At 72.7% G+C, this 21,009-nt stretch carries 17 protein-coding genes; 9 read left to right on the forward strand and 8 right to left on the reverse strand.

Going from position 1 to position 21,009, the window contains the following annotated elements:
- Positions 1-33: 33 nt before the first annotated feature.
- The 5 genes from QFZ74_RS10070 to QFZ74_RS10090 all read right to left on the reverse strand — a co-directional run bounded on the left by QFZ74_RS10070 (position 34) and on the right by QFZ74_RS10090 (position 7,309).
- Positions 34-1,347, reverse strand: a complete 1,314-nt coding sequence (locus QFZ74_RS10070; RefSeq protein ID WP_307620468.1) for an RNA polymerase sigma factor — start codon at positions 1,345-1,347, stop codon at positions 34-36.
- Between the two features lie 104 nt (positions 1,348-1,451).
- Positions 1,452-3,368: a DNA primase gene (gene dnaG / locus QFZ74_RS10075; protein ID WP_307620469.1), complete on the reverse strand. Its 1,917-nt coding sequence runs from the start codon at positions 3,366-3,368 to the stop codon at positions 1,452-1,454.
- 29 nt (positions 3,369-3,397) lie between these two features.
- A complete protein-coding gene (locus QFZ74_RS10080) occupies positions 3,398-4,660 on the reverse strand; it encodes an NAD(P)/FAD-dependent oxidoreductase (protein WP_307620470.1) in 1,263 nt (420 codons plus the stop codon).
- 195 nt (positions 4,661-4,855) lie between these two features.
- A complete protein-coding gene (locus QFZ74_RS10085; RefSeq protein ID WP_307620471.1) occupies positions 4,856-6,142 on the reverse strand; it encodes a deoxyguanosinetriphosphate triphosphohydrolase in 1,287 nt (428 codons plus the stop codon).
- A 294-nt stretch (positions 6,143-6,436) separates the two neighbouring features.
- Entirely contained in the window at positions 6,437-7,309 is an 873-nt protein-coding gene (locus tag QFZ74_RS10090) for a sirohydrochlorin chelatase (RefSeq protein ID WP_307620472.1), read from the reverse strand.
- A 172-nt stretch (positions 7,310-7,481) separates the two neighbouring features.
- Between QFZ74_RS10090 and QFZ74_RS10095 the strand changes: the two genes are divergently transcribed.
- Both QFZ74_RS10095 and QFZ74_RS10100 read left to right on the forward strand, forming a co-directional pair.
- Positions 7,482-8,168: a vancomycin high temperature exclusion protein gene (locus QFZ74_RS10095; RefSeq protein ID WP_373462365.1), complete on the forward strand. Its 687-nt coding sequence runs from the start codon at positions 7,482-7,484 to the stop codon at positions 8,166-8,168.
- Between the two features lie 105 nt (positions 8,169-8,273).
- Entirely contained in the window at positions 8,274-10,349 is a 2,076-nt protein-coding gene (locus QFZ74_RS10100) for a molybdopterin oxidoreductase family protein (protein WP_307620473.1), read from the forward strand.
- 51 nt (positions 10,350-10,400) lie between these two features.
- Here the strand turns inward: QFZ74_RS10100 and QFZ74_RS10105 are convergent, their stop codons facing one another.
- Complete coding sequence (locus QFZ74_RS10105; protein ID WP_373462366.1) at positions 10,401-10,826, reverse strand: gamma-glutamylcyclotransferase family protein; 426 nt, start codon at positions 10,824-10,826, stop codon at positions 10,401-10,403.
- 137 nt (positions 10,827-10,963) lie between these two features.
- On the opposite strand from QFZ74_RS10105, the gene QFZ74_RS10110 reads away from it, so the two are divergent.
- A complete protein-coding gene (locus QFZ74_RS10110) occupies positions 10,964-12,607 on the forward strand; it encodes a M4 family metallopeptidase (protein WP_307620474.1) in 1,644 nt (547 codons plus the stop codon).
- 75 nt (positions 12,608-12,682) lie between these two features.
- Here the strand turns inward: QFZ74_RS10110 and QFZ74_RS10115 are convergent, their stop codons facing one another.
- The gene (locus QFZ74_RS10115) at positions 12,683-13,189 is read right to left on the reverse strand and encodes a hypothetical protein (protein ID WP_307624326.1); all 507 of its coding nucleotides are present in this window, start codon (positions 13,187-13,189) and stop codon (positions 12,683-12,685) included.
- Positions 13,190-13,496: 307 nt separating this feature from the next.
- Here QFZ74_RS10115 and QFZ74_RS10120 point away from each other — a divergent pair, with 307 nt between their 5' ends.
- From QFZ74_RS10120 to QFZ74_RS10130, 3 genes are all read left to right on the forward strand, one after another.
- Positions 13,497-14,144, forward strand: coding sequence for a dihydrofolate reductase family protein (locus QFZ74_RS10120; protein WP_307620475.1), 648 nt, complete (start codon positions 13,497-13,499; stop codon positions 14,142-14,144).
- Between the two features lie 382 nt (positions 14,145-14,526).
- Positions 14,527-15,054, forward strand: a complete 528-nt coding sequence (locus QFZ74_RS10125) for a hypothetical protein (RefSeq protein WP_307620476.1) — start codon at positions 14,527-14,529, stop codon at positions 15,052-15,054.
- Positions 15,055-15,166: 112 nt separating this feature from the next.
- Positions 15,167-15,787, forward strand: coding sequence for a class F sortase (locus QFZ74_RS10130; RefSeq protein WP_307620477.1), 621 nt, complete (start codon positions 15,167-15,169; stop codon positions 15,785-15,787).
- A 9-nt stretch (positions 15,788-15,796) separates the two neighbouring features.
- Here QFZ74_RS10130 and QFZ74_RS10135 read toward each other — a convergent pair whose 3' ends face one another.
- Positions 15,797-16,579 carry a TSUP family transporter gene (locus QFZ74_RS10135; RefSeq protein WP_307620478.1) on the reverse strand — a complete coding sequence of 261 codons (783 nt, stop codon included), beginning with the start codon at positions 16,577-16,579 and terminating at the stop codon, positions 15,797-15,799.
- Between the two features lie 187 nt (positions 16,580-16,766).
- Here QFZ74_RS10135 and QFZ74_RS10140 point away from each other — a divergent pair, with 187 nt between their 5' ends.
- The 3 genes from QFZ74_RS10140 to nirD are packed head-to-tail and all read left to right on the forward strand — an operon-like array spanning position 16,767 to position 20,979.
- Positions 16,767-18,005 (forward strand): NAD(P)/FAD-dependent oxidoreductase, encoded by a 1,239-nt coding sequence (locus QFZ74_RS10140; protein ID WP_307620479.1) that lies wholly within the window; start codon positions 16,767-16,769, stop codon positions 18,003-18,005.
- A complete protein-coding gene (nirB, locus tag QFZ74_RS10145) occupies positions 18,005-20,605 on the forward strand; it encodes a nitrite reductase large subunit NirB (RefSeq protein ID WP_307620480.1) in 2,601 nt (866 codons plus the stop codon). The genes QFZ74_RS10140 and nirB overlap by 1 nt, the downstream gene beginning before the upstream one ends.
- Positions 20,602-20,979, forward strand: coding sequence for a nitrite reductase small subunit NirD (gene nirD, locus QFZ74_RS10150; RefSeq protein WP_307620481.1), 378 nt, complete (start codon positions 20,602-20,604; stop codon positions 20,977-20,979). Before nirB ends, nirD begins: the two co-directional genes overlap by 4 nt.
- Positions 20,980-21,009: the final 30 nt, after the last annotated feature.

Here is a 21,009-nt window from a genome sequence, read left to right on the forward strand (position 1 = left end):
CTTGGCGTATCCGGCGGCGTACCGGTCGGCGTATCAGTCCAGATAGCCCCGGAGTTGGTCCGCGAAGGCGTGGTCGCGGAGCTTGTTCAGCGTCTTGGACTCGATCTGGCGGATGCGCTCGCGGGTGACGCCGAAGAGGCGGCCGATCTCCTCCAGCGTGCGCGGGCGGCCGTCGGCGAGCCCGTAGCGCAGCTGGACGACCTTGCGCTCCCGCTCCCCCAGCGTCGACAGGACGGCCTCCAGGTGCTGGCGCAGCAGCAGGAAGGCGGCGGACTCGACGGGGCTGGTCGCGTCGCCGTCCTCGATGAGGTCGCCGAGGGCGACGTCGTCCTCCTCGCCGACGGGGGCGTGTAGCGAGACGGGCTCCTGGGCGAGCCGCAGCACGTCGCTGACCCGCTCCGGGGGCAGGCCGAGATGGGCGGCGACCTCGGCCGCCGTGGGCTCGTAGCCGCGCTCCTGGAGCATGCGCCGCTGGACCCGCACGACCCGGTTGATCAGCTCGACGACGTGCACCGGGACCCGGATGGTGCGGGCCTGGTCGGCGAGCGCCCGGGACATGGCCTGCCGGATCCACCAGGTGGCGTACGTCGAGAACTTGTAGCCGCGGGCGTAGTCGAACTTCTCGACGGCGCGGATGAGGCCGAGGTTGCCCTCCTGCACGAGGTCGAGCATGGTCAGCCCGCGTCCGACGTACCGCTTGGCGACGGAGACCACGAGCCGCAGGTTGGCCTCGATGAGCCGCCGCTTGGCCATGCGGCCCATGACGACGAGCCGGTCCAGGTCGAGGGCGACCTCGCTGTCCAGGTCGGGGGTGGTGCCCAGCTTCTCCTCGGCGAACAGACCGGCCTCGACCCGGCGGGCGAGCTCGACCTCCTCGGCCGCGGTGAGCAGCGGGATGCGGCCGATCTCGCGCAGGTACTGGCGGAACAGGTCCGAGGAGGGGCCGCCGGTCTCGGTGCGGGCGACGGGGATCCGGACGGACTCGACCGCCTCCGCGGCGTCGGCCCCTGCGAGCTCCTCGGCGGGCGGTTCGGACGGTTCGGCCGGTGCCTGCGGCGCCGTGCCGCCCGCCTCCGGGTGGCGTGCCGGGCGGCCCTGCGCGGGTACGGCCGCGAGCACTCCGGGCTCCGCGTCGGGCTCGTCCTGCGTGCCGCTGTCGGTCTGCGTGAGGGTCTGGGTCTGCACGGGAGCGACCTCCAGGATGATCGCTGCCAGGGTGGGCGGCAGCGGTACGTCGGGGGCGGAGTCGACGGCCTCACCGCTGTCCGTCCCGTACGGGATGAGCGGAACCGCGGGGATCCAGGACCCGTGGGGGCCGGGCCGGCCGCGCTCCGAGGACTCAGGCACCGCACCCAGTGTGGGGTACGACACACAGCCGCCACGAGGGTCGTGCGGTGACTTTTTGCGTCCGCTCCGTGACTGGGCGGTGACCCTGGCGGCCCGCGCCGGGCTCAGAGAGCGCCGGCTCCCCGCTCCCGCAGCGCCTGTCCGTACTGCTGGAGCACCCACAACTCGTTCTGCACGGACGCGAGATGGGCGGGGTCGCCGCCGGCGCCGACACGGGCCAGGGTGCTCTGGACCTCCTGGATGCGCCGGTCCACGGCGCGGCGGCGGACGGCCACCAACTGGTCGCCCGCGTAGGCCTCGTCGACCGTGCGGCGCATGATCGCCTCGACGGCCAGCTCCGTCACCATGGCGCGCACCGTGTCGTCGGGGGCCGCCTCACGGACCCGGACCAGGTACTCCTGCGGGTCCGCTACGCCGTACTCGGCGCCGCCCGCGTCCATGATGGCCTGGCGGACGGCCGCGTAAGGGGCGGCGGTGAACTCGTCGATGCCGTACGCGTCGAAGGCGGGGGACACCAGTTCCGGGCGCTGGAGGGCGAGTTTGAGCAGCTCGCGCTCGGTGGCGTACACCGCGTTGCGGAGGTTGAGGGCCGGGCCGGAGGTGCGGGGGCGGCCGGCCTGCGTCTCGTACGGCTGCGGGGCCTGGCCCCGCGCGGGGCCGCCCTTTCCGCCGCGCTCGCCGCCGCGTTCACGGGCCCAACGGGCCAGCTGGGCCACGCGCTTGACCACGAACTGGGTGTCCAGGATGCCGAGCATGCCGGCCAGTTCGACCGCGACCTCGTGCTGGGCGCCGCTGTTCTTGATGCGGGCGACGACCGGGGCCGCCTCGTCCAGGGCGGCCGCGCGGCCGGCGGGGGTGTCCAGGTCGTAGCGGCTCACGATCTGCCGCAGCGCGAACTCGAAGAGCGGCGTGCGGGGTTCGGCCAGTTCGGCCACCGCCTCGTCGCCCTTGGCCAGGCGCAGCTCGCAGGGGTCCATGCCGTCGGGGGCGATCGCGATGTAGGTCTCGGCGGCGAACTTCTGGTCGTCCTCGAAGGCGCGCAGGGCCGCCTTCTGACCGGCCGCGTCACCGTCGAACGTGAAGATCACCCGCGCCGAGCCGTTGTCCATCAGCAGCCGGCGCAGGATCTTGATGTGGTCGCCGCCGAAGGCGGTGCCACAGGTGGCGATGGCCGTCGTGACGCCCGCGAGGTGGCAGGCCATCACGTCGGTGTAGCCCTCGACCACGACCGCGCGGCTGGCCTTGGCGATCTCCTTCTTGGCCAGGTCGATGCCGTAGAGGACCTGGGACTTCCTGTAGATCGCGGTGTCGGGGGTGTTCAGGTACTTCGGGCCGTTGTCCGCCTCGTACAGCTTGCGCGCACCGAAGCCGACGACCTCGCCGCCGATGTCGCGGATGGGCCACATCAGGCGGCCGCGGAAGCGGTCGATGGGGCCGCGGCGGCCCTCCTGGGCGAGGCCGGAGAGGACCAGCTCCTTGTCGCTGAAGCCCTTGCCGCGCAGGTAGCGGGTGAGGTGGTCCCAGCCCTGGGGGCTGTAGCCGACGCCGAAGTGCACGGCGGCGGCCTGGTCGAAGCCGCGCTCGGCGAGGAAGATGCGGCCGGTCTCGGCCTCGGGGCTGGTGGCGAGCTGCTCGGCGTACCACTGGGCGGCGATCTTGTGGGCCTCGACCAGGCGGATCCGCTCGCCGCGCTGGTGGGCGGGGTTGTAGCCGCCCTCCTCGTAGCGCAGGGTGATGCCGGCCTGGGCGGCGAGCCGCTCCACCGCCTCCGAGAAGGAGAGGTGGTCCACCTTCATCACGAAGGTGATGGTGTCGCCGCCCTCCTGGCAGCCGAAGCAGTGGAAGAGCCCCTTGCTCGGGCTGACCTGGAAGGAGGGCGACTTCTCGTCGTGGAACGGGCACAGGCCCTTGAGGTTGCCGCCGCCCGCGTTGCGCAGCTGGAGGTACTCGGACACCACGGCGTCGATCGGGACCGCGTCCCGTACCGCCTTCACGTCCTCGTCGTTGATCCGTCCTGCCACGCGTGAATTCTACGGGGGCGGACGGACATCTACGGGACGAGGCTTTCGAGCGGGACGTGCGGGTCCGCCAGCGCGTCCGCGTCCACCGGGGCTCCCGTGCGGATCAGCCGCTGGATCGGCTCTGTGACGTCCCACACGTTCACGTTCATCCCGGCCAGCACGCGCCCGTCCTTCAGCCAGAAGGCGACGAACTCGCGCTTGCCCGCGTCCCCGCGGATCACCACCTGGTCGTACGACCCGGGGGGCGCCCAGCCGCTGTACTCCATGCCCAGGTCGTACTGGTCGGAGAAGAAGTAGGGCACCCGGTCGTAGATCACGTCCTGGCCGAGCATGGCGCGGGCCGCCGCGGGGCCGCCGTTCAGCGCGTTCGCCCAGTGCTCGACGCGCAGCCGGGTGCCGAAGAGGCCGGACGGGACGGAGGCGACGTCGCCGGCGGCGTGGATGTCGGGGTCGGAGGTGCGCAGCCGCTCGTCCACCACGATGCCGCCGCCGTGCGCGCGGTCGGCGAGCTCCAGGCCCGCCGCCTCGGCCAGTCCGATGCGCGGGGCGGCGCCGATCGCGGCCAGCACGTCGTGCGCCGGGTGCTCCTCGCCGTCGTCGGTGCGTGCGGCGAGGACCACGCCGTCCTGGCCGATGATCTCCGTCAGGCGGACCCCGAAGTGGAAGCGGACACCGTGCTCGCGGTGCAGCTCGGCGAAGAGGTTGCCGAGCTCGGGGCCGAGGACGCCGTACAGCGGGGTCGGCTCGGGCTCGACCACGGTGACCTCGGCGCCGTACTCGCGGGCGGCTGCCGCGACCTCCAGGCCGATCCAACCGGCGCCCGCGATCACGATGTGGCCGTTGTCCCGGCCGAGGGAGGCGAGGACGCCCTTGAGCCGCTCGGCGTGGGCGAGGCGGCGCAGGTGGTGCACGCCGGCGAGACCGGTGCCGGGGATGTCGAGGCGGCGCGGCTCGGAGCCGGTGGCCAGGAGCAGCTTGTCGTAGTGGACGAGGGTGCCGTCGCCGAGGCGGACGGTCTTCGCGGCCCGGTCGATCGCGGTGACGGTCTGGCCGAGGTGCAGCTCGATGTCGTGGCGCGCGTACCAGGCGGGTTCGTGCACGAAGACGCCCTCGCGTTCCTCCTTGCCCAGGAGGTAGCCCTTGGACAGCGGCGGCCGTTCGTAGGGGTGGTCGCGCTCGTCGCAGATCAGTATCACCCGGCCGGTGAAGCCCTCCGTCCGGAGCGTCTCGGCCGCCTTGGCTCCCGCCAGGCCACCTCCGACGATGACGAACGTCTCATCCGCGTCGACCACTTGATGCCTCCTCGTCAGGGTGCCGCCACATGCGAGCCTCCCGCACGGAGCGTGATGCGGGAAGGGGTGGTGCCCCGATCAGGCCACGCAGGGTCACGTTCGCACCACACGCGTCTCATCAGTCTCGCGTGCCGGTCGTAAGCGTCCTATCAGGCACGCGTGCCGGTCATATGCCGTCCGCGAGCGCCGCGCCGTTCACACGCGTCCGGTCAGGCGCGCGTGCAGGGAGCGTGCCGAGGCGTCGGTGAGGGACGCTATCTGGTCGACGATCACGCGCTTGCGGGCGCGGTCGTCCTGTGCCGCGTCGAACAGCGCGCGGAACTGCGGGTCCAGGCCGTCGGGGGCGCGCACGGTGAACGCCTCGGCCAGCTCGGCGACGACGATCCGCTGGTCGGCGCGCAGCCGTTCCTGCTCGTCGCGCTGCATGACGTACCGGTCGGCGACGGCCTTGAGCACGGCGCACTCCATGCGGACGCTTCTCGGTACGACGAGTTCGGCGCCGTACCGCGTGAGCCGCCCGCTGCCGTACGCCGCGCGCGTGGCGCCCTCGGCGGCCAGGCAGAACCGGCCGATCAGCTGGCTGGTGGCGTCCTTGAGGCGGGCCTGGGCGACCGCGGTGCCGTCGTAGCCGTGCGGCCACCACTCCTGGTCCTGGAGCCGGTCGAGGGCCTCGGCCAGTTCGGCGGGGTCGGTGTCGGCGGGGACGTACCGCCCGACGGCGACCGCGAACACCGTCTGCCGCTCGGGCTCGGCGTGCAGGCAGTTGGGGTCGATGTGGCCGGCGTGCAGTCCGTCCTCGACGTCGTGCACCGAGTACGCCACGTCGTCGGCCCAGTCCATCACCTGGGCCTCGAAGCAGGTGCGCGTGCCGGGGGCCTCCTTTCGGACCCAGTCGAAGACGGGCCGGTCGTCCTCGTAGACACCGAACTTGGCCGAGTCCGGATCACTGGGGTGGGCGCCGCGCGGCCAGGGGTACTTGGTGGCGGCGTCGAGGGCGGCACGGGTGAGGTTGAGGCCGACGGAACGGGTGCCTCCCGCGATGAAGCGTTTGGGCTCGATGCGGGTGAGGAGGCGGAGGGACTGGGCGTTGCCCTCGAATCCGCCGATGTCGTCCGCGAATTCGTTCAGCGCCTGTTCGCCGTTGTGCCCGAAGGGCGGGTGGCCGAGGTCGTGGGAGAGGCAGGCGGCTTCCACGAGGTCGGCGTCGCAGCCGAGGGCCGCGCCCAGCTCGCGGCCGACCTGGGCGCATTCCAGGGAGTGCGTGAGGCGGGTCCTCGGGCTGGCGTCCCAGACCTGGCTGCGGGTGCCCGGGGTGACGACCTGGGTCTTGCCGGCGAGGCGGCGCAGGGCCGAGGAGTGGAGGATGCGGGCGCGGTCACGCTGGAAGGCGGTGCGGCCGGGGCGCTTGTCGGGCTCGGGCGCCCAGCGGTCGACTGACGGCGGGTCGTAGCCGGTGGGGAGTGCGGTGTCGGTGCCTTCCATGACTCGACAGTACGGGGCGGGTGTGACATTCGGGTGGTGCGGGGGCGCACGCTCGTCTGCCGGGTCGGGTTGTTCGGCGGGTGCGGGTTCGGTGTGGCTCGGCGGGTGCGGGTTCGGTGTGGCTCGGCGGGTGCGGGTTCGGTGTGGCTCGGCGCGCAGCCCCGCGCCCCTTTGCGGGGTCGGCCCCGCCCGGCGTTTCATGCCGGGGCCAGCGCGGGTTCTGGCGTCGCCGGCCTCGTGGGCGCCGAGGGGGTGCGGGGCGCGCCCCTTTGGGGGGTCGGCCCCGCCGGCGTTTCAGGCTGAGGCCAGTGCAGGTTCTGTCGTCGCCGGGGTCTTCAGCGCCTCGTCGTAGCGGTGCAGGGCCAGGCGGGCCATCGCCTCGTGAGCGCCGAGCGGGGCGGAGGCGATCCACGGGGCGTGCCGTGCGCACTCCGTGGCGAAGCGGCCGGGGGCGGTGAAGCAGGCGGCCACGGCGAGGTGGTGGCGGCCTCGGGCGGTGAGGGTGCGCAGGGCGGCGGGGACGGTGGGCGCGGCGGCGGAGGCGTGGGCGGGGAGCACCGGTACGCCGAGGCGGTCCGCGAGGAGGCGGGCCGTGCGGCGGGTGTCGGCCGTCGAGTCCGGGGCGCGGGAGCCGGCGGCGGCGAGGACGACGCCCCCGGTGCGGCGGAGGGCCGCGTCGCTCCCGGCGGGCGGCCAGCCGGCCTCGAGGAGACGGGCGTGCAGGGTCTCCACGAGCAGCGGGTGCGGGCCGAGTGGGGCTGCCACGCGCGCGTGCACGCCGGAGGCGGCCACCGCCGCCGGTATGTCCCGCTTGACGTGGTACCCGCGGGTGAGCAGCAGCGGTACGAGCACGGCGGGGGTGGTCCCGAGGGCCGCGAGGGTGTCGGGCAGGAGCGGCTCGTCGAGCTCGATGTGGCCGAGGCGGACCGAGAGGGCGGGCCGCAGCTCGCGCACGCGATCCCTGAGCGCGTACACCGTCTCCCGCGCGCGTGGGTCGCGACTGCCGTGGGCGACGAGGACGAGGACGGGCGGTGCGTGGCGCCGCCGGCCGCGGGGCGTGACGAGGCTGAGCTGCCTGGCCAGTTGGGTGCCGATGCTGTCCATGAGGTGCGCCGTGCTGTAGAGGTGACTTCCGGGCTGCTCGTGAGGAGGGTTCGACGCCGTCATGGAACGATCCTGAGGGCCGGAGATTGCGCCCCCGTTGCGCGGCGGTGACAGGTGTTTTCCGGGAGCCGACAGCGGGCGCCTGCCCACTGTGAAGCGAACCGGAGCACCGTGTGCGACGTCCTCCGTGAACGAGGACGGCCGGCCGTCGGCCGGAGCAGACTGGGGGGCCGTAGTGAAGTTCCACCGACCACGCCTGCCGCGCACGCGCGCGGGGCAACGGCGTCTGGTGCAGGCCGTGATGGCCGGGTGCGTGCTGGCGCTGCTCCCGGCGGCATGGCTGTTCGTGTCGACGGCCGACCGGCTGCGCACGACCGCGGACGCGCCCCGCACCGGCGTCGCCGTCGTCTTCGGCGCGGGCCTGTGGGACGGCGAGCCGTCGCCGTACCTCGCCCACCGGCTGGACACGGCGGCGCGGCTCTACCACGAGGGCCGGATCGAGGTCGTGCTCGTCACCGGCGACAACAGCCACGAGGACTACGACGAGCCGGACGCCATGCGCGCCTATCTGACCCGGCACGGCGTCCCGGGCACCCGTGTCGTCCGTGACTACGCGGGCTTCGACACCTGGGACTCCTGCGTCCGCGCGAAGCGGATCTTCGGCGTGGACCGGGCCGTCCTGATCAGCCAGGGCTTCCACATCCGGCGCGCGGTGGCCCTGTGCGAGGCGGCGGGCGTCGACTCGTACGGCGTCGGCGCCGTCGACCGCCACAACGTCACCTGGTACTACGGCGGCACGCGCGAGGTCTTCGCGGCGGCCAAGGCGGCCCTGGACGCGGTGTTCCGGCCGGACCCGCGGTTCCTCGGGCCGAAGGAGCCGGGGGTGCGGCGGGCACTGGCCCTGGCCGCCGACGGCCGGTGAGGGCGGGCACCTCACGGTGGCCGATGAGCGGGCGGGAGGGCGTCGTCCCGGCCGCGTAACAGGGAGCCGGACGGGACGTAACACGTCCGCAGCACGCTGGGCGGCATGGAGACCACCGCGACGCCCACCCACTGCCCGTACTGCGCCCTCCAGTGCGGGATGACCGTGTCGCCCGCGCCGGAGGGTGTGGAGGTGGCCGGCCGCGACGACTTCCCGGTGAACCGGGGCGCGTTGTGCGGCAAGGGGCGTACGGCCGGCGCGGTGCTCTCGCCCGGGGTGCGGCTGACCTCCCCGCTGGTCCGATCCGGCGACGGCACGCTCGTCCCCGCGTCCTGGGCCGAGGCGCTGGACCGGATCGCCGCCGGGCTGTCCTCGGCCCGGAGCGCGTACGGAGCCGACGCGTGCGCGGTGTTCGGCGGGGGCGGGCTGACGAACGAGAAGGCGTACGCGCTGGGCAAGTTCGCGCGGGTGGTCCTCGGGACCTCGCAGATCGACTACAACGGCCGGTTCTGCATGTCGTCCGCGGCGGCGGCCGGGACGCGGGCGTTCGGCCTGGACCGGGGGCTGCCGTTCCCGCTGGAGGACATTCCGCGGACGGGCTGCGTGATCCTGGTCGGCTCCAACATCGCCGAGACCATGCCGCCCGCGCTGCGCTACTTCCGCGAACTGCGCGAGAACGGCGGCAGGTTGATCGTCGTCGACCCGCGCCGCACTCCGACCGCCGAGCAGGCCGATCTGCACCTGGCGCCCCGGCCGGGCACCGATCTCGCCCTGGCGCTGGGCCTGTTGCACCTGGTGGTGGCGGAGGGCCGGACGGACGAGGCCTACATCCAGGACCGTACGGCCGGCTGGGAGGAGGCGCGGGCGGCGGCGATGGCGCACTGGCCGGAGTACGTGGAGCGGGTCACCGGGGTGCCGGTCCCCCAACTGCGGGAAGCGGTACGTCTGTTCTGCGAGCCGTCGGCCGCGATGGTGCTCACGGCGCGCGGACCGGAGCAGCAGTCCAAGGGCACGGACACGGTGGGCGCGTGGATCGACCTGTGCCTGGCGACCGGGCGGGCGGGGCGTCCGCTGTCCGGGTACGGCGCTCTGACCGGGCAGGGCAACGGGCAGGGCGGCCGCGAACACGGCCAGAAGGCGGATCAGTTGCCCGGCTACCGCAAGCTGACCGATCCGGCGGCGCGGCGGCACGTGGCCGAGGTGTGGGGCGTCGATCCGGACAGCCTGCCCGGCCCGGGGCGCAGCGCGTACGAACTGCTCGACGCGCTGGGGACGGACATCCGCGCGCTGCTGCTGATGGGCTCCAACCCGGTGGTGTCGGCGCCGCACGCGGCCCATGTCGAACAGCGGCTGCGGTCGCTGGACTTCCTGGCCGTGGCGGACGTGGTGCTCTCGGAGACGGCGGCGCTCGCGGACGTCGTCCTGCCGGTCGCCCAGTGGGCCGAGGAGACGGGCACGACGACCAGCCTCGAAGGCCGCGTGCTGCTGCGCCGCCGGGCGGTAGAGCCACCCCCCGGAGTCCGCACCGACCTGCACGTCCTGCACGAACTGGCCGCCCGCCTGGGAGTGGAGAAGGGCTTCCCGGAGGACCCCGAGGAGGTCTTCGAGGAGCTGCGCCGGGCGAGCGCGGGCGGCCCGGCGGACTACTCCGGCATCACCTATCGCCAACTGGCCCGGGATAAGGGGCTGTTCTGGCCGTACCCCTCCGGAACGACGGCCCCCGGCACCCCGCGCCTCTTCCTCGACCGGTTCGCCACCGAGGACGGCCGGGCCCGCTTCGCGGCGGTCTCGCACCGCCCGTCGGCCGAGGAACCGGACGCCGAGTACCCCCTGCTGATGACGACCGGCCGGGTGGTGTCCCAGTACCAGTCGGGTGCCCAGACCCGTCGCGTGGACGAGTTGAACGCGGCCGCGCCCGGCCCGTTCGTCGAGCTGCACCCGCGCCTCGCGGCACGGCTCGGGGCGGCGGACGGCGACCCGGTGGCCGTCACCTCCCGCCGTGGCCGCACGGTGGCCCCCGCCCGCCTCACCCCCGCCATCCGCCCGGACACCGTGTTCATGCCCTTCCACTGGCCCGGCCCCGGCCGCGCCAACACGGTGACCAATCCGGCGCTTGACCCGGTCTCGCGCATGCCGGAGTTCAAGGTGTGCGCGGTACGGGTGGAGGCGGTGGGACCGTAGGCTTCGGGCTCATCGCCGACAACGGCGCCTGAACGTCTCGGTCGGCACGCTTCAGCGGCCGCGCCCCCGCCAGTCCCCGCCCGTGACGGGCCTGCCGTGGGCCCGCAGACGGGCGGCCACACGGGGCGCCGCGACGTACACCCACGCCCGTACGGTGCCGCCGTCCTCCCGGACGGCCTCGCGCTCGACGCGTTCGTAGAGGCTGTGCGCGTCGCCCGGTACGTACTCCTCCAACTCATCCAATTCATAGAGCAATTGGACGTACGCCTCCGGGAGCGCGGTGACGAGTTCGCCGTGGACCGGTCCGGCGCCCCGCTCCTCGACGGCGTACGGATAGCCGGGGCCCTCGTAGAGCACGGCGTCACCGAGCAGCGCGGGTTCCTCGGAGCGGATGCGGCCTCGCAGGAAGCGGTCGTGGTTGGGTTCGCCGGGGCGCAGGGTGCCGTAGACGAAGAACGGCAGGGCCGGGGAGATCACAGAAGCGATTCTCCACCACCTCCACACCCTCACACATCTCCATCGCGAACCCCTGGACATGCCCATGCCACGGCCTCTTGAATCGCAAGGACATCAGGCCCACCCCAAGCCCTCGAGGCTCCATCACAAGGAGACTGATGAGTCGGATACGACACATCCGAGGAACACGTCTCGCCACGGCCGGCATAGCCGCCACCACCGTCGGCCTGCTGGCCGTCACGCTCTCCCCCGCCGCAGAGGCCGACGTCAGACCGACCCGGGCCACCGCGATCGAGAACGCGACCTCGGCGCTCGCAGACTACGCCACCACCCTGGGGCTCACCGCGGCGCAGGGCACCAGCGTCCGGGACGTCATCGTCGACAACGACGGTACGCAGCACGTCCGTTACGACCGCACGTACCACGATCTCCCGGTCCTCGGCGGTGACTTCGTGGTCCACCTCGCGCCCGACGGTACGTACCGCAGCGCGAACCGCGCGACGAAGGCCCCGATCTCCCTCGCCTCGATCGTCCCGCAGCTTTCCAAGGCGAAGGCGTCCGACATCGCGGTGAACGCGCTGCGTGCGGTCAACCTCGGCGAGATCCTGAAGCAGGTGACCGCCAAGCCGCAGCTGGTCGTGGACGCCTCGCACGGCACTCCCCGGCTGGCCTATCGCACCGACGTGGTCGCCAAGGACTCGCTCGGCAACCCGGTCGGCCGCACCGTGCTGACGAACGCGGACACGGGCAGGCAGATCGACGCCTGGGACAACATCGAGACGGCGACCGGTGACGGCAAGTCGCTCTACAGCGGGGCGGTTCCGCTGGAGACGACGCTGTCCGGGTCGACGTACCAGATGAAGGACCCGACCCGCGGCAACACGTACACGGGCGACGCGGCGAACAAGTCCGACGTCTGCGTCCTCACCGTCTGCATCAGCCGCGCCCCGGCGACGCTGTTCACGGACACGGACAACCACTGGGGCACGGGCGACTCCGCCGACCGGGCCTCGGCGGCGGTGGACGCGCAGTACGGCACCGACCAGACGTGGGACTACTACAAGAACGTCCACGGCCGCAACGGCATCGCCGGCGACGGCAAGGGCTCGTTCAACCGCGTCCACTACGGCACCAACTACAACAACGCCTTCTGGGACGACACCTGCTTCTGCATGACGTACGGCGACGGTGACGGGACGCAGCTCGGCCCGCTGGTGTCGCTGGACGTGGCGGGTCACGAGATGACGCACGGCGTCACGTCCAAGACGGCCGCGCTGACGTACTCGGGCGAGTCCGGCGGTCTCAACGAGGCCACCTCGGACATCCTGGGCTCGCTGGTGGAGTTCCACGCGAACAACTCCTCCGACCCGGGCGACTACCTGATCGGCGAGAAGATCGTCCGCTCGGGCTTCGGCAAGGCCGCGCTCCGCTTCATGGACAAGCCCTCGAAGGACGGCAAGTCCGCGGACTACTGGAGCTCCTCGGTCGGCAACCTGGACGTCCACTACTCCTCGGGCGTCGCCAACCACTTCGCCTACCTGCTGGCGGAGGGCAGCGGCCCGAAGACCGTCAACGGCGTCAGCTACGACTCCCCCACCGCCGACGGCTCCACGGTGACGGGCATCGGCCGCGACAAGCTCGGCGCGATCTGGTACCGCGCGCTGACGGTCTACATGACGTCCTCGACGAACTACGCGGGTGCGCGGACGGCGACTCTCAACGCCGCCAAGGACCTGTACGGCGCGGGAAGCACCGAGTACAACGCGGTGGCGGCGGCGTGGAGTGCCGTCAACGTGAAGTGATCCGCTGATCACGGGCCTGCGGCCGCCCCCGTCCGGTTTCCGGACGGGGGCGGCCGTTCGCGTGTCCGGGGCTGGTCAGGAGTCCTTGCGCAGGACGCAGAGCTCACCGTTGTCGGGATCACCGATGTACTCCCACAGAACGGGACGGGCCGCCGTCCCCCGGGCGTCGTACTGGGTCCACACGCCGCTCGGACGGAAGGTGACGTGCACGGACGTCATGGGGGAGTCCTCGCCCGGCCACGTATCGGAGTCGCTGTTCCAGGTGCCGGCGCCGGGATCGGGAGCGGAGGCCTCGTCCAGATCGTCGTCCGCGAAGTCCCCGCACACCCCCTTGGAGACGAACGTGCCGTCGGCGCGGAAGACCAGCCGTCCGCCGTCCTCATCACGCCAGGTCCCGGCGATCGCGCCGGCCCGCAGCACGAGCGGCTTCCCCTCCGGCTCCGGAACCGGGGCGAGAGCGCGCCCGATCCCCATGAGCGCGATCAGCCCCACGAACAACACCGCGGGAACCGCCAGCACACCCCCCGAGCAGAGCATCAGGATCCCCCACCAGGGCATGGACCGCCGCTCGCCTGTTCTCATCCCACTCCCCCAAGGCCGACCGCGCCGTCGCCGTCGGCCACCATGGTGCCTCAGCCTCTTGGGCGTCAGCGGGCCAGGCCCGCACGCGAAGTACCGCAGGAGCAGGTGGTCGGCCTTCCCCGCTTTGATGTCGCGGATCAGGCTGCGGAGCGCCTCTCGGCTGTCGGCGAAGTAGGTGCAGCCCCTCCCCGCACAGCTCTGCCAGAACGGCCGGACGCTGACAGCAGCCACGGATCTGGACACAACGATGAGTTTTCGCGGCCTGGAGAGTCTCACTCACCGTCATCGACAACGCAGGAGGGAACACATGGCTCAGCTACTGAGAGTCCAGAACTTCAACGTCTCGAGCGACGGCATCGGCGCCGGTGAGGACCAGACCCTTGAGAATCCGTTCGGCCGCGGCATCGATCCCGCCAGACTGTTCGCGTGGGCCGGCGCCACGGCTAGCTGGCCCATGCGCACGGACCCCGGGGGCAGCCGTGGCCTCGACGACTACTTGACGCGGGACTACGCGCGGAACATCGGTGCCGAGATCATGGGCCGCAACAAGTTCGGGCCCCAGCGCGGGCCCTGGAATGACCATGAGTGGCGCGGCTGGTGGGGTGACGAGCCCCCGTTCCGCACCCCGGTGTTCGTCATGACTCATCACAAGCGTCCTTCGTTCACGCTCTCCGACACCACGTTCCACTTCGTCGACGGCGACCCGGCCACGGTCCTGGAGCAAGCACGGGAAGCGGCGCAGGGGAAGGACGTCCGCCTCGGCGGCGGGGTCACCACCATCCGGCAGTTCCTGGACGCCGACCTCGTCGACACCATGCATGTGGCGGTCTCACCGGTGAAGCTCGGATCCGGACTGCGGCTCTGGGACTCCCCCGACGAGCTGCTCGACCGATTCCATCTTGAGGTCGTGCCCAGCCCGAGCGGCGTGACGCACCATCTGTTCTGGCGAAAGTGACACGAGGACTCCGCAACGTGCCCTCTCCCACAGGGCGTCAGCACAAGGTGTCGGCACACGTGAACCGGACGCACCTCCCCTCGCTCGCCGGCTGGTTGGCAGGCGCGGGTCCCGCCCAAGCCCCATCACCCGTTCACCCCCTCCCGCCCCGCCCGTTCGTGTCCTCTTCCCCCACACCCCTACGCACCCCGATGACCTGCCGTAACGCGGGCCCCGTCACTCCGGCGGGCCCCCGCAGGGGCCACCCGTTCGTCGCAACGCCGGCGTTCTCTCAGGAAGCGGGCGCGGCCGAGTGCCTTTTACCTCGGTAGGGCAGGGGCGCGACCGACTCGGCGGCACAGGGGGTGCCGCGGGGCGTGCCTCCTGGACTCGAGGGAGCACCATGCGACGCACCGCCCGTCTGCTGACCGGTACCGCGCTCGCCGTCGTCGCGGCGGGGCTCGGTGCCGCGCCCGCCTGCGCCGTCGGCGCCGGGAGCCTGGAGGTGTTCCCGTCCAGCGTGGTGCCTGGCTATCAGGTCACGGTGAACACGAAGGCGTGCGGCGGGCAGGGCGCGGCGACGGGGGACGCGGGCGCGGTGGGGGCCGGGACGTTCACGCTGGCGCCCAGCGCGCACGAGGGCGACGCGATCGGCCAGTTCCGGGTGCCGTCGAGCGCGCAGCCGGGGACGTACGAGATCGTCGCGCGGTGTGCCCAGGGCGGCCGGGAGGTGACGGGCGACCTCGTGGTGGCGCTCAGCACGGCGGGCGGGCAGGTGCAGCCGCGCGGCAGCCTGAAGACCGGGGTCGGCGGCAGCGCTCTGGGCGGCCCCGGCTCCCTGCAGACCACGGCGGGTGTGGCGGCTCTGGCCGTCGCCGCCGCGGGCGGTACCTGGCTCCTGCATCGCCGGGCGAGAGGCGACGGGATCTGACGGACACCCTCCGCTGTCCGTCCGCCGGTACCGCAAGTCCCGCCCCCTCCGGGTCCGATGCCCCTCGCGGCCCGGAGGGGGTACGGGGTCCAGCTCCGGGAGAGGGGTTCGCATGCGCAGGATCGGGGACGCCGCGATAGCCGCGGTCACCGTCGTCGCCCTGGCCTCGGGGGTGTGGCTGCTCGGCGGCAACGCCGGGACCCCCGCCCCGCCGCAGCCGGCCGCCGCCGAGGGCCGCCCGGATCCGGGCGAGGAGGCGCTCACGTCGCCCGCGCTGCCGCCCTCACCGCCGGACCGCATCCGCATCCCCTCGATCCGCGTGAACGCCCCGCTGATGGGCCTGCGCCTCACCGCCTCGGGCAGCCTCGACGTGCCGCCCGCCGCGAACAAGAACCTCGCCGGCTGGTACGAGGCCGGCACCACACCCGGCGACCGGGGCACCGCGATCGTCGCCGGGCACGTGGACAACAGCGAGGGCCCGGCCGTCTTCTACGACCTCGGCGCCCTCAAGCGCGGCGCCGCCATCGAGGTCGACCGGCGCGACGGCAGCATGGCCGAGTTCACGGTGGACGCCGTCGAGGTCTACTCGGCCAAGGACTTCCCCGACGAGACGGTGTACGGCGCCGCGAACCGCCCGGACCTGCGCGTCATCACCTGCGGGGGCGGCTACTCGAAGTCCACCGGCTACCAGGGCAACGTGGTCGTCTTCGCCCACCTCACCGGCAGCCGCTGAATCGCGGAATCACGCCACCCACTGCTGGTACGCAAGGTTCGCCACCAGCGCGAACACCACCGTGAGCAGCACGACCCGTACGAAGCCGCTGCCCTTCTTCAGCGCCGTACGGGCGCCCAGCGTGCCGCCCGCCAGGTTGAACACGGCCATCAGCGCGGCCAGTTGCCACAGCACGGTGCCGTGCCAGGCGAACGTGGCGAGGGCGCCCGCATTCGTGCAGCAGTTGACGATCTTGGCGGTGGCGGAGGCGGTGACCAGGTCGAGGTGGAGGACGGCGGTGAGGGCGAGGACCAGGAAGGTGCCGGTGCCGGGGCCGATGAGGCCGTCGTAGAAGCCGATGCCGAGGCCCGCGAGCCCGATGGCGGCGAGCACCTGGTGGCGGGTGGCCGGGCCGGGCGCGGGGGCCGTCCCGAAGGCGGGCCGCAGGATCACGAAGGCCGCGACGGCGAGCAGCACCACCATGATCACCGGCTTGAGCACCTCCGTGCTCATCCCGGCCGCGAAGAACGCGCCGGCCGAGGAGCCGACGAGCGCGGCGAGCCCGATGCGCAGGGCCAGGCGTACGTCGACGGGCGCCTTACGGGTGTACGTCACCGCCGCCCCGGTCGTCCCGACGATCGCGACCGCCTTGTTGGTGCCGAGGGCGTACGCCGCCGGGGTGCTCGCCGGGAGCCCGAGCAGGAGCGCCGGGAGGAGCAGGAGGCCGCCCCCGCCCACCACCGCGTCGATCCATCCGGCCGCGAGGGCCGCGAGGCAGAGGAGAGCGACCATGGTCAGCGATATGTCGGGCATGATCGGGACCCTAGAGGACGGCCCGCCGGAATGGGTGCGCCCGCCACGTACTTGAGGCACTCCTGAGGTTCGCCCCCCGCTCGGCCTTCCCGCTCACACTCCCGCCCCGCGCCCGCTGAGCGCAGCGTTCCGCGAGGGAAACAGGCGTGATGCCGCCGGGTAACGTCGGCGTCGCACGCTGCGGTGCATGACCTCGGATGCGCGTGTGCTGGTGATCGGCGCCGGGCTGGCGGGCGTACGACTCGCCCGCCGGCTCGGCGATCTGGGTGTGCCCGCGCTGGTCGTCGGCGAGGAGGAACACCGGCCGTACAACCGGGTCCTGCTCGCCGAGGTGCTGGCGGGGCGGTACGGACCCGACGTGATCGCGCTCCCGGCGCCGACGGAGCTGGTCCGCGCGCGGGTCACCGGCATCGACCGGCGTCGGCGCACCGTGGAGTGCGCTGACGGTACGGAGATCCCGTACGGCACGCTCGTGCTGGCCACCGGCTCCAATCCCGTACTCCCGCCGCTGCGCGGTCTGTTCGGCCCGCCGGGCGGTGAACTCCCCGAGGGCGTCCACGCGTTCCGCACCATGGACGACTGCCTGGCCCTGTCCAAGGCGGTCCGGCCGGGCGTGCGGGCGGTCGTCATCGGCGGTGGACTGCTCGGAGTCTCCGCCGCCCGCGCGCTCGCGCTGCGCGGCGCGCAGGTGGTCGTGGCCCAGCAGGCGGAACGGCTCATGGAGCGCCAGCTCGACCGGAACGCCTCGCGGCTCGTGCTGCGGCATCTCACGGACGACCTGGGTGTGGAGGTGCACACCGAGTGCCGGGTACGGGACGTGCGCAGCGTCGGCGGCGCGGTCCGCTCGGTCGAGCTGGCCGACGGGTACGCCCTCGACACCGACCTCGTGGTCGTCGCGTGCGGGGTCCGGCCGCGGGTGGGGCTCGCGGTGGACGCGGGGCTCGCCGTGCGCCAGGGCGTCGTCGTGGACGACCGGCTGCGTACGTCCGACCCGCACATCCATGCCCTCGGCGACTGCGCCCAGCACGACGGAACGGTGTACGGCCTGGCCGCCCCCGCACTCGAACAGGCCGACGTACTCGCCGAGTTGATCGCCAAAGACAGCGGCGGCGCGGGCTACCGCGGCACCCGCTCCCTGACCCGGCTCGCCCTCCCCGGCCGGGACCGCTCCCCCTTCGACCTCGCCGCGTTCGGCGAGGCCGAGCCGCGCCCCGGCGACGAGGTCGTCCAGCTCACGGACGCCACCCGAGGCACGTACCGCAAGGTCGTCGTCCGCGACGACCGCCTGGTGGGCGGGGTCCTCGTCGGCGAACTCGGCACCGTCGGCGCACTCGCCCGTGCCTGGGAGGGGACGGAACCGCTTCCCGCGCCCGACGGCGGCGGCGCCCCTCTGCTCCATCTGTTCACCCATGACGGAGGCTCTTGATGCCCACGAACACCCACACGCCGGGCGCTCCCACGCTCGTGCTCGTCGGCCACGGCATGGTCGGCCAGCGCTTCCTCGAAGCGCTCGCCGGGCGCGGCCTGACCGGCACCCACCGCGTGGTCGTGCTGTGCGAGGAGCCGCGTCCGGCGTACGACCGCGTGCAGCTCACCTCGTACTTCTCGGGCCGTACGCCCGAGGAACTCTCCCTGACCGACCGGACGTTCATCGAGGAACACGGCATCGAGCTGCACCTCGGCGACCCGGCTGAGCGCATCGACCGGTCCGCGAGGACGGTCACCGCCCGCTCCGGTCTGACCATCGGCTACGACACCCTCGTCCTGGCCACCGGCTCCTTCCCCTTCGTACCGCCCGTCCCGAACAAGGACGCCGAGGGCTGCTTCGTCTACCGGACCATCGAGGACCTGCTGGCGATCGAGGCGTACGCGAAGACGCGGGCGACGACCGGTGCGGTGGTCGGCGGCGGGCTGCTCGGACTGGAGGCGGCGGGCGCGCTCCAGGGCCTCGGACTCGCCACGCACGTGGTGGAGTTCGCGCCGCGGCTGATGCCGGTGCAGGTGGACGAGGGCGGCGGCGCGGCGCTGCTGCGCACGCTCACGGACATGGGTCTGCGCGTGCACACCGGCACGGGCACGGAGGCGATCCTGACGGACGGTGCTTCGGGTGCCGTCACGGGCATGAGGCTGTCCGACGGATCCGAACTCCCCACGGACATGGTGGTGTTCAGCGCCGGTGTCCGACCTCGCGACCAGCTGGCCCGGGACTGCGGTCTGGCGGTCGGCGAACGCGGTGGCATCACCGTCGACGAGCGGTGCCGCACGGTGACGGACCCGCGCGTCTTCGCGATCGGCGAGTGCGCGCAGGCGGCGGACGGCCGGGTGTACGGCCTGGTGGCCCCCGGCTACGAGCAGGCGGAGACGGCCGCCGACGCCATCGCGGGCGGCGAGACGTCCTTCACCGGCGCCGACCAGTCCACCAAGCTGAAGCTGCTCGGCGTGGACGTGGCGTCCTTCGGTGACGCGCACGGCACCGCCGGGGACTGTCTCGACGTCGTGTACGCCGACTCCCGCGCGGGCGTGTACAAGAAGCTGGTCGTCGGCCGTGACGGCACCCTGCGCGGAGGCGTCCTGGTCGGCGACGCGGAGGCGTACGGCACGCTGCGCGCGCTGACCGGCTCGGTGCCGCCGGTCCCGCCGGAGCAGCTGGTCCTCCCGGCGGGCGCCGGCGCCCCCGCCACGCTCGGCCCGTCCGCCCTCCCCGACGAGGCGGTGGTCTGCTCCTGCCACAACGTGACCAAGGGCGCGATCCGGGGCGCGGTGACGGAGCACTCCTGCACCACCGTGCCCGAGGTGAAGCAGTGCACCAAGGCCGGGACGGGCTGCGGCAGTTGCGTGAAGGTGGTCGGTCAGCTCGTCACCGCCGAGCTGGAGGCGAACGGCGTCGAGGTCGACCAGGGCCTGTGCGGCTGCTTCGCGCAGACCCGCGAGGAGCTGTACGAGATCGTCCTGGCCCTGCGCATCACGTCGTACCAGGACCTCCTGGACCGCCATGGCCGCGAGTCCGCCCGGGGCGGCGACGGCTGCGAGACCTGCAAGCCGGCGGTGGCCTCGATCATCGCCTCGCTGGCGCCGGCGATCGGCGCGAGCGGCTACGTCCTCGACGGGGAGCAGGCGGCCCTTCAGGACACCAACGACCACTTCCTCGCCAACCTCCAGAAGAACGGCTCGTATTCGGTCGTCCCGCGCATCCCCGGCGGCGAGATCGCCCCGGAGAAGCTGATCGTGATCGGCGAGATCGCCCGCGACTTCGGCCTCTACACGAAGATCACCGGCGGCCAGCGCATCGACATGTTCGGCGCGCGGGTGGAGCAACTCCCGCTGATCTGGACGCGCTTGGTGGACGCGGGCTTCGAGTCGGGCCACGCGTACGGCAAGTCGCTGCGCACGGTGAAGTCCTGCGTGGGACAGACGTGGTGCCGGTACGGCGTCCAGGACTCCGTCCGCATGGCCATCGACCTGGAGCTGCGCTACCGGGGCCTGCGCTCCCCGCACAAGCTCAAGTCGGCGGTCTCGGGCTGCGCGCGCGAGTGCGCGGAGGCCCGGTCGAAGGACTTCGGCGTGATCGCCACGGCGTCCGGCTGGAACCTGTACGTGGGCGGCAACGGGGGCGCGACGCCACGCCACGCGGACCTCCTGGCCCAGGACCTCACCGACCCCGACTTGATCCGCCTGATCGACCGTTTCCTGATGTTCTACATCCGCACGGCCGACCGACTGGAGCGCACGAGCGCGTGGCTGGAGCGGATCCCGGGCGGCCTGGACCACGTACGCGACGTGGTGGTGCACGACTCGCTGGGCATCTGCGCGGAGCTGGAGTCCCTGATGACCGCCCACGTCGCGCACTACCGAGACGAGTGGGCGGAGACGATCAACGATCCGGAGAAGCTGGCCCGCTTCGTGTCCTTCGTGAACGCCCCGAACACCCCGGACCCGGTCGTCGCCTTCGTCCCCGAGCGCGACCAGATCAAGCCCGACCTACCCCTGCTGACCATAGGCCGCCCCCTGGAAGGAGCCACACTGTGACGACCGTTGCCCCGGAGACGACGAAGACGACGAGCGTGCAGGTCCAACTCGCCCTGGAGGGACAGTGGTTCCCGGTCTGTGAGCTGACCGCGCTGCTCCCCGGACGCGGAGTGGCGGCACTGCTCCCAGACGGCCGCCAAGCGGCCCTCTTCCACGACCGCACGGGCCGCCTGTACGCCATCGACAACCGCGACCCGTTCACCGGAGCGGCCGTCCTCTCCCGCGGCCTGACCGGCACGCACCGGGGCCGCCCGTACGTGGCCTCCCCGCTGCTGAAGCAGCGCTTCGACCTCGCCGACGGGCGGTGCCTGGACGACGGGACGGTGCGGGTGGCGACGTACGGGGTGCGGGCGGCGCAGGCGGGCAGCCCCTGACCGTCGCCCCCACTTGCCCTCACCCGTACT

It is taken from the genome of Streptomyces sp. V3I7 (assembly GCF_030817495.1).
GTDB lineage: Bacteria > Actinomycetota > Actinomycetes > Streptomycetales > Streptomycetaceae > Streptomyces.